General features: G+C 35.6%; 2 protein-coding genes. Both read left to right on the forward strand.

Annotated elements, in window-relative coordinates:
- Nucleotides 1-252: 252 nt before the first annotated feature.
- Nucleotides 253-1,785 carry a class I SAM-dependent DNA methyltransferase gene (locus BN52_RS00880; RefSeq protein ID WP_008472165.1) on the forward strand — a complete coding sequence of 511 codons (1,533 nt, stop codon included), beginning with the start codon at nt 253-255 and terminating at the stop codon, nt 1,783-1,785.
- On the forward strand, nt 1,775-2,283 hold a 509-nt coding region (locus BN52_RS00885), incomplete at its 3' end, for a restriction endonuclease subunit S (RefSeq protein WP_198324372.1). The genes BN52_RS00880 and BN52_RS00885, both read left to right, overlap by 11 nt.

Below are 2,283 nucleotides of genomic sequence, written 5' to 3' on the forward strand. Positions count from 1 at the left end.
ACAAAAAAAGCATTTACTGAATGAAAAGATTCAATAAATGCCTCTGAAATATTCGTCAAGTGCTTAACTTAATGACATTGGGTTAATGAGTGTTAACCGTTTTTTTGTGCCATCATACCATATATAAATCCATTTCTTCTTAAAATGCTATAATACTTTTTATAAGTGCAGTTTTGTAGAGTAGTTACATAGAGAAAAGAACCATAAAACTACACTATCTACTTATACCGAAAAGTAAGGGAGTTATTTAAGATGGCAACTAAGTCAAAAGAGCTAAGTATAGAAGATAAGCTATGGCAGACAGCAGATGCTTTACGGGGTAGTATGGATGCTTCGGAGTATCGAAATGTGGTTTTAGGTTTAATCTTTTTAAAGTATGTTTCGGATTCTTTTGAAACTCGATATAAAGAGTTGCTTAATTCAGAGTATCCAGAAGATGCAGAAGATCCTGATATGTACCTTTCTGAAAATATTTTTTGGGTACCTAAAGAAGCTCGATGGGCGTTGATCCAGCGGTCGGCAAAGACACCACAAATTGGTGAAGTTATTGATAGTGCTATGGACGCAATCGAAAAGAGTAATAGCTCTATTCGAGGTGTTTTAAGTAAGAACTATGCTTCTCCAGATATAGATAAGTCTCGTTTAGGAGAAGTTGTTGACTTGATTTCAGATGTAAAATTAATTGATCAACATGCAAAGAATTCTGATGTTTTAGGTCGTGTGTATGAATACTTCTTGAACAAATTTGCTTCAAGCGAAGGCAAAAACGGTGGCGAGTTCTACACGCCTCGATCAATTGTACGTACTTTAGTAGAAATGATTGAACCTTATAAGGGTCGTATTTATGATCCATGCTGCGGTTCTGGTGGGATGTTTGTTCAATCAGATAAATTTGTTCGAGAACATCAGGGCAAAATTGGTGACTTATCCGTGTATGGTGAGGAGTCCAATCCAACCACTTGGAAATTGGCTAAGATGAATTTGGCAATTCGAGGAATTGATAACAATTTAGGACCTCACCAAGGAGATACATTTACTAATGATCTGCATAAAGGTGAGAGATTCGACTTTATTTTGGCCAATCCACCATTTAATGTGAAGAGGTGGGGTGGTGAAAAATTAACAGAAGATGCCCGTTGGAAGTATGGTGTACCACCAGAAGGAAACGCCAACTATGCTTGGATTCAACATATTATTAGTAAACTTGTACCAGATGGTAAAGCAGGATTTGTTCTAGCCAATGGAGCATTATCTACTTCCACCGGTGCTGAAGCTGCAATTCGAAAGGCAATTTTGGAAGATGATAAGATTGATGCAATTATAGCACTTCCAAGTCAAATGTTTTACTCGACGGGAATTCCGGTTTCTTTGTGGTTTATTGATATGAATAAAGAATCTGAAAATGAACGTTCTCGCAGAGGTGAGACTTTATTCATAGATGCTCGAGATTTAGGTGAAATGGTTGATCGAACTCATCGTGCCTTTAATACGAAAGATATAAGAAAGATTGCGGATACTTATCATGCATATCGAGGTACTAATGGGCAAGAGTATCATGATATTGCTGGATTTTGTAAAGTTGCAAAACTTGAAGAGATCGCTAAAAACGACTATGTGTTAACTCCAGGTCGCTATGTTGGACTTGCTGAACAAGAAGATGACGGAGAGTCATATGAAGTTAAGATGAAGCGTTTGACGAGTGAATTGAAGGAACAGTTTGAAGAGAGCGATAAGTTGCAGGCGCAAATTAGGGATGTGTTGAAGGAGCTTGGGTATGAAATTTAGTGATTTTATTGATCTTCATAGGGGCTTTGATTTGCCAAAAAAGAGGAGAATACCAGGCAATGTACCAATTGTTGCATCTACTGGTATAAATGGTATGCACAATGTTTCAAAAGTTAATGCTCCAGGAGTTATTACTGGTCGTTCAGGGTCTATAGGAGAAGTTATATACATTGATAAAGATTTTTGGCCATTGAATACTACACTATATGTGTCTGATTTCAAAGGTAATAATCCTAAATATGTAGCATATTGGCTAAAGCAATTTAATTTAGGTAAGTTTGCTTCAGGCTCAGCTGTTCCAACATTAAATAGAAATATATTATCGAATTTAGAGATTTTAGTACCTTCAAGAAAAGAGCAAGACAAAATTGTAAAATTTATTGATCCTATTGAGAAAAAAATAGATCTAAATAATCAAATAAATGATAATTTAGTTGAGTTAGCAAATACAATTTTTGCAAATCAAATTAGTAAAGATACTACCCAACTATCAAATAT

Origin of the sequence: Lactobacillus gigeriorum DSM 23908 = CRBIP 24.85 (assembly GCF_000296855.1) — a bacterium.
In the GTDB taxonomy this organism is placed as follows: domain Bacteria; phylum Bacillota; class Bacilli; order Lactobacillales; family Lactobacillaceae; genus Lactobacillus; species Lactobacillus gigeriorum.

Excerpts from the sequence above, each read along its gene's own strand:
- BN52_RS00880 (WP_008472165.1), top strand. The coding sequence starts at position 253 with ATGGCAACTAAGTCAAAAGAGCTAAGTATAGAAGATAAGCTATGGCAG.